Source organism: Endozoicomonas sp. SESOKO4, assembly GCF_024606275.1.
The window spans coordinates 1-7,058 of sequence record NZ_JAHHPS010000635.1; the positions used below are offsets into that span (position 1 = coordinate 1).

5 protein-coding genes are annotated in these 7,058 nt (G+C 46.9%); 3 read left to right on the plus strand and 2 right to left on the minus strand.

Annotated elements, in window-relative coordinates:
• Positions 1-2,540, plus strand: a 2,540-nt coding sequence (locus KDK16_RS12350) for a LamG domain-containing protein (RefSeq protein ID WP_257276348.1), incomplete at its 5' end; no start/stop codon positions are given.
• Between the two features lie 29 nt (positions 2,541-2,569).
• Here the strand turns inward: KDK16_RS12350 and KDK16_RS12355 are convergent.
• Complete coding sequence (locus KDK16_RS12355; protein WP_257276349.1) at positions 2,570-4,600, minus strand: ATP-binding protein; 2,031 nt, start codon at positions 4,598-4,600, stop codon at positions 2,570-2,572.
• A 907-nt stretch (positions 4,601-5,507) separates the two neighbouring features.
• A complete protein-coding gene (locus KDK16_RS12360) occupies positions 5,508-5,867 on the minus strand; it encodes a transposase (RefSeq protein WP_257276350.1) in 360 nt (119 codons plus the stop codon).
• A 150-nt stretch (positions 5,868-6,017) separates the two neighbouring features.
• Between KDK16_RS12360 and KDK16_RS12365 the strand changes: the two genes are divergently transcribed.
• Together KDK16_RS12365 and KDK16_RS12370 are read left to right on the plus strand one after the other, a co-directional pair.
• Positions 6,018-6,614, plus strand: a complete 597-nt coding sequence (locus tag KDK16_RS12365; protein WP_257276351.1) for a hypothetical protein — start codon at positions 6,018-6,020, stop codon at positions 6,612-6,614.
• Positions 6,615-6,656: 42 nt separating this feature from the next.
• Positions 6,657-6,923, plus strand: coding sequence for a hypothetical protein (locus KDK16_RS12370; RefSeq protein WP_257276352.1), 267 nt, complete (start codon positions 6,657-6,659; stop codon positions 6,921-6,923).
• Positions 6,924-7,058 lie beyond the last annotated feature (135 nt).

The following is a 7,058-nucleotide window of genomic DNA, read 5'->3' on the forward strand; positions in this document are numbered from 1 at the left end:
AGCTGAGTGCCCGTAATGTCTTTGAGAAAACGGCTGGGTTCTGCCCATTAAATGACAATGCCGGGTCCTCATCAAACTGCACAGTACGCCTGGGTACTCCGGATGATGATAATTGGTACTCATCAGGGGAGACGGGTGCCTTTTTTGGGCTGGGCGGTGATGATCAGTTCACGGTAACGGATTTACGCTGGGATTATCTCGGAGGCGGTGAGGGATATGATTCACTGGTGCTTGCCCCTGTGGTCTCCGTTGGTGCGTCGTTTATTGTGGACGGAAACCATCAGCACATTGTCGTTGATGGGCAGGTGCAAGGCTCAGTGTCCGGATTTGAGTTCGTCCACTGGCAGGTACCCGGTTCCGGCCAATTCATCCCACCACCGGAGGTGACCCGGTTAACGGTTACCCTCGGTGATGTGCAGGTTAAAACCGGGGCTAAGTTGGAAAGCATTGTCGTGGGTGGCAGCGGGACTGTCCGACTACTGGATACCGGTTGGCACTCGGTGACCCTCTTCTGCAAGGACGATGGGACCGGGCTTGATAACGTCCATTTTAACCATCCGGGCATCAGGTTATCTGACCTGATGGTTCAAAAGTTTGAGCCAGTAACAACGTTTGAAAATACCCTGACGGGTGGAGAGATGACGCTGTCCTGTTTTGTGAGTCCTGATGCGTCTGTTTCTGCCGAGGTTGAGTTGTTTGATTTTTCTGACTTGTCGGACAGCGACAAGGGGTCAATGACCCTGTTGGTCAGTCAGGGGAAGGATCTGGTTATCAGGGTATTGCCTGCTGAGGGGAGTGAACGAAGGATCGTGGCCAACGACTTTTTCCCAGCGGGCAAAAAAACGCACCTGCTGGTGTCCCAGGATCAAAGCCATTTGATGATTTATCAAAATGGCCGGCTTATCCAGTCTGAAACGCTTGCCCCTCTGCCTGTGGCTATGCGCAGCAGAACGCAGATAGGCGACAATGCCAGGGGTTGGCTGGACGCTGTGGTTTTGGTGGCTGACAGCGTTAACGCCAGAACCGCACGTTTGCTGGCAGAAACACCCACAGGAAAGTTGACCCGGTTAAAACGAATCGATTCCCCTGAGCTGGGAGTGGTGGTCAAAGGGGGCAATCCAAAGACGGTCACTGTGGGTCAGCAGCTCTTAACTCTGGATCAATGGCATACGGCCTTTGTTGAGAGCAAGGGCATGACACCTTTAGGAAGCTTCCGGGAAGGTGCTGAATTGAAGGCGTCAGCGGTTAGCCCTGATGCTGCCAGTTCGGTGAACGCCACCATCGCTCCGGTACCCTCAACTGCAAAGCCTGTAGCTACCGTCGAAAATCCGTTTACCCCCACAAAAAGCACTCAGTTTATTCAGGTAACACCGACTCCCACCCCATTAGAGCCAAGTGTTCCACCCCTTGAGTTTCCTGATTTTCCATTGACTGTTCTTAAACAGGAGTCGCCTGAATTACCAAAGATAACGGGGTTAAGTGAGCTGATTGGCAGAGCAAACTCGGATGAGCCTGTGTTCAAGGAGCTTGAGACCCTGCCTTGTTTTGCCAGTGGCTTGCCTGCTTCAGCTACCGGTAATAAAAGTCAGTTCTCGTACAATAGGCTTCAGTGCAATGAAAGTTCTGTCGAATTGCTTGAGAATCAGCAGGCACCCCAACCGCTGGTTCTTCAGGGTGATCAATGGTCGCTATCGGGGGTAAACTGCTCTGCGTCCTGTACGCCTCTGGTGCCAACTGGTGCCTCTCCTGCTTCTCCTTTGCCCATACAGCATGAATGCTTTTTGCCCTGTAATGTAACAGGTTCAACGACGGATGACGATTACAAGATCCCTCAGTTAACGCCCCTTTCTTATGGAGACGCTATCGACTGTTACATGCAGTGTCAGGGCCCGGCCGCTTCAATGCGAGCTGAGTACAATCAGCCGGTAGAGGTCGATCTTGGTCTGCAACGGGTTACATCGGGTCAGGCACTGGATGTGCTTCTTAAAGAGATCAGGGATTTTAAATGGGACAGTAAGACAGATGTTTTGTTAAAGGGAAATGATCTTGCCAACACCCTTGAGCTGGGCTCATCTGCCTCGAATGGGCAGGTTCAATCAGGGCCGGACGATGACCATATAAGGCATCGATCCCCGGGGAAAATGGTTTATAAATACGAAAAATGGGGAGGCAGAGACCTTATACAGGTATTGGGAGAGGGAAATCTGGAGCTGGATTTTGGCGATGTGGCTATCAATAAAATCACTTTAACGGAAAGTCATGGCGTTGTTGAAGTTGAAGTGAAAGTGAAACATGAGGGTGAAGAAGCGGCGGATCTGTTTTATATCACCGGGAAATCTAAATCAGGAAAAGACAGTTTTCACCAGCCGCGCCTGACCGGTATTCGTTACGGCGGTGGCAGCCTTCAACATGATGACCTGAATGTTCTCATCCAGAGTATTAACCAGTTTGAAAACAAGCTTCAAACGTCGGTTTCCCCATCGATCTCGCCGACTGCTGCCCGGAGTGTGGCGTTGGTTTCGACTTCCTTTGCCGGGTGAGTGGTTGAACCGGCTAAAGGTAGATTTCATTACGCAGGTAAGCCGAGCTGGTCAAAGAAAGCCCGGTTTCTCTCTTTTGCTGATTGCAGTAGGCGATCATAAGATATGACTTCAATGTAAGCATTTCGAGGCTTGTTATAACCAAAGAAACCCATTCCATCATAGATTTCGGTCAGGCTCGCCAGCTCGCATCGTTCTACCATGGTTGGGGTCAGGTCGCTAATGACATAGACATAGCCGGGTATTTCCAGACTGTTCCTGATAGGTCTGCCTGATGTGGTTTTTACCTCGCCTTCACGGATGCGCTTCAGGTAGCCAAGAGCCTGCTCAATAGGGTTTTTGTCTTCTCCTTCTGAGGCATCATTCCTCATAGGTCGCTTGATCTCAACCACTGTCAGGGAGGCTAAGGGCATTGATTTTTTTTCAGAAACCAAAATGGGATTATCATTAATGTTCAGTGCACACAAGTCAGGCTCTTTCGTAGAACTATCATCCGTAATGGGCATGGATCGAAGTGATTTATCGGAGGCCAGAAAATCATGGAAAGCCAGTCTTTCATCAATAAGCCAGAGGTTGCAGGCATCTGTGGAGACTTCTTCAGAGGTTTTCCGCATGGGCATAATAAGCTGATGAATCAGCTCTTCATGAACATATTTCCCGTTGTCCATTTGTCCAATATATTTCTCTAACAAACCAAGAATAACACGTCGATGAGAGACATAGCTGGCCAGGTCTGACTTTTTAAAATCCTCTGCTTTTTTGAGGTAGGCTTTCAGTTTCTTCTGATATAAGCCCATGTCACTTTCAATGGCCGGATTTATTATCTCGTGACCCTCTACCAGCAACTGGCGCTCAATGTCGGAATACTGTTTATGCAACAATGTATCCAGTTCTTTATCGCTCATCCTGGGGTCAACAGAAAACTCCTGCTGATTGATCAGGTGCATTACCGGTCGGTATCTGGGGGCTTTTTCGGAGACGAACTGGTTGATTCTCTCACGACAGGCCTTGAGGTTTTCACTCAGATAATTGTTCAGGTACTGCTTGCTTCTGGCCAGAACATGACGTTGCATATCTTTGAAACTGACTTCGACATCCTCAAGAATCCCCCCTATATCATCAGCTATATCAAATGCAGTGCGCTCGGGACGAACATGGCCGTCCAGATAGTCGGATGAAATATAGCAGGTATAGATGAACTCACCAGCCTCATCCGATATTTTGCCAAACAGCCCCGGGATTTGATGACTAATGGGAATTTCCTGCACCAGCCTGTTAGCTGCGCAAAGGGCGAGAGAGTGCTTCTTTTTGGTCGAAGCATGAAATTTTATATGGGTGAGCCTGAACGCATAGCCTTTTATATCGATACTTTCTTTACTGGCTTTGCTATGCATGTACTGGTCAAACAAGTTTTCCAGCGCAATAGTTTCTGTCCCATCCTTTATAGTTATACGAGGTACAGAATATTCTCTGACAAAATACCAAAGACAATGTTCTAATAAAGCATTAGCGATGCTGGTCGCCGTTTTTGGGCAGGCATCACGATACTTTTTATCGAATCCAGATAGTGTGAGGATAGAGAAAGGCCCTTCGCCATTCGGGTCAGGCTCATGATTCTGAGTCTTTATCCCCTGAGCGGCAGTGAACGAGAATTGCCGTTTAATGATACCTGACGAGTCTGATTTGAAGGCACTGGTAACATCCGCCCTATCGAATGCTTTGAGCCATAATAAACGACCCACTCCCCGGCACCCTTTTCCTATTTTATGATCAGAGTCAAGGGTTTCAAATGATGCCATGTTTTCTTCGTTGAAGCCTATGCCATTATCATGTACTTCAAAGCTTACTATTTCTGAGCAGTGCTCAGAATCGTCAAGCTCAGAGGAAGCCTGCTGACTGCGTAGTATTTTGAGTGTCACAGTGCCGCCTGTGAGCAGATTGTTGTTTTCTTCAAGGGCTTGCAGAGAGTTCACAACGGCTTCAAAAACCGGGAAAAGTCCATGACTCTTGCGCAGATTCGTGTTCCTTAACCTTCCTGTCAGATTGGTATGCAGGCTCATTATAGACAGGCTCCTCAGGCAGGAAGTGCTTTTTACCAAAATTCAGCGAACTGAAATATTCTATACAGATCCTCAGAGGGCTGCTGACTTTATTATTGCTTAGCCATTGCGGAGCTTCCCGATGCTGCTCGGAATCAAGGCTTGAGCCTCTGCCTGTGAGGGTTTCCGGGTTTAGCGAAATCGTCGTAAACCAAACCATAGCGAAAGCGGGTGGCTGGTGTGGCTCTTAACGAACAAGCATTCCCGGATGGTTAGTTGTTTGGGAAGGCTGGGCGAAACTGCAAGACCGTCTCCACACCTACCGGATGACACGGGGTGTGGAGATCTGATTAAGAGATAGCCTTTAGGGCGGGTAGTTGACTTCCTCGTTTGAGGCTTTTTAGTGGATAGCTAGTTATCAGCATCAAAGAAGCCTCTGGCCCAGTTTAACCCTTCACTGATTAGTGGGCCTTCCTTTTATTGTGATATGTTCTTATATCAAAGCGCATAAAGTTCCCGCGTGTGGGGCGCCGCCACAGGCCGCGTCCCAGCCAGCTTGCTGGCGACACGACGCAATTGATATGTACGGTCTCAATGTTTTGTTTTGTTTTGTTTTGGAGGGGCTTACCGGAATACTGAAGAGGTAAAGAGTATCTTTGCTAAAATTTTGTTCATTTGGCCACTCTATTGAACCAAATGCTACTTTTACTATTATTTTTGCAACATAACGAGCCTGTAGAAAAACCCAAAAACAAAGCCGTAAAATTTGCGGCTCTTGTTATTAGCGAGTGCTGATCGGTGATCTTCAGGCTCCCGGTTAATTTATAAATTTTCCATTCTGGCTTATTACCAGTCTGAGAACTGTTCAGAACACTGCAGGCGCTTCTGGTGGGGCAAACTGTTCACACAAACACCGATCAGTGTCGTTTCAGCGTTTCTTTTTGATCTTCTCCATCCGCTTTAGCAGTTTCTCGCCGCCAGAACCATGGACTTTCTTGAGATTGTGCAAAGTGCACGTCAACTGCCACCGGGCATTGACCTTGGGCCGTCCTCGAAACGTGAACCGGGTGAGTCCCATCTCCTGCATATGGCCGAAAGGCGGCTCGGCAATGGCGAGTCGTTTTCTGTAAATCCGTTTTCCTGCCGGGCTGTCGATCCTGTCTTTCATCAGCTGCAGAGCATTGGGCTTCTTGTAGCCTTCCAGTTTGTAACGGAGCACTACGGAACGCGCTGAGGGTTGATCAGGTTTGCGCAGGCACTGAGCTTTTTTATCGGGCAGACCCGACAATGATGATGTTTCTTCCTGTTTATCGAAGGCAAAATCTTTCAGGGTGAAGCGGCCTGAGGCGGTAGGCTTAACGTGATTCTTTGCCAGGGCCGCCCGTTCTTTTTTGTGTTAGGTGCTATTCTGAGCATTTGAAACTCAGGAGTGCATTAGGTGAAACACGTGTCTTTACTGTTGTGTCTATTAGTATTTTGTCCATACTTGTTCGCTCATGAGTACACTCAAAAACAACCTCAGGTCAATTTTTCTCAAATAATAAATTTAGAAAAAAATCCACAGTTTGTAACTTTTGGTATTATTAACAGTGTTGTTTATATAGCAGTTAGCACAGCATCTAATGTGGTTTTCACAAAAAACAAGTATGACTTAAATGAAATTGATTTGTTCATAAAAAACTCTAGCGTATTGGAATTTGTTTTTGCGAATTTATTGTCCTCGGTAGGGGATTTTCTGGTTGTTATATTGCCTACAACCTTTATAAATGTTTTTTTAGAAAGGATATCTGATTATTGTTTTGAAGATAATGCAACAACTAATTTGATAGCTGTTTATTTAAGCAGAACTTCTAGTTCTTGTGTTATATCATATTACTATTTAACACTTAATGAGCCGCTAAGGGATCTTCTGAGTACATCATTCTTCCTAATTGGAGTAAACACATATATCGATCATGGCGTAATTGCAACGCTGTTATATATAACACTCTCAACGTTTGTTGCCCATTTACGTTTGAGATGTATTGGTTGGTAGATATAGACAGGCACCTAACCGCAAAGCTGTCGGGCGCACAGTATGTGCGTCCTGTTGAGCGTGTTGTTAGTTAGCGTGTTACTTGCCGACGAGGTGGTTCACGATCTGGATCAGAAGCTCTTCGCTTTTGCCAAAACGCCGGTCAATCGCTTTGTTGAATACTTTTTGTTCTGCAATAAACGCATCAACCTCTTTGAACTTCTCACGTTGTTCATTGAGGATCAAAGAGACAGCTCAGTGAGTAGTTTCAAGAATTTTGTCGTTTTCTTGGAAAGCATAGTCAAGAGCGTTTACTTTGGCTCCTGGTGACATAGGTACTACCTGTTTTATTGAATGAGCCATGAGCGTAGCAGACATTGAGAGATTGCACAGAGACACCTAACGCCACGAAAATCATGAAAGTGCCTGCCCAGCAAGGACTTCAGCCAGATAGCGTGTACTCAT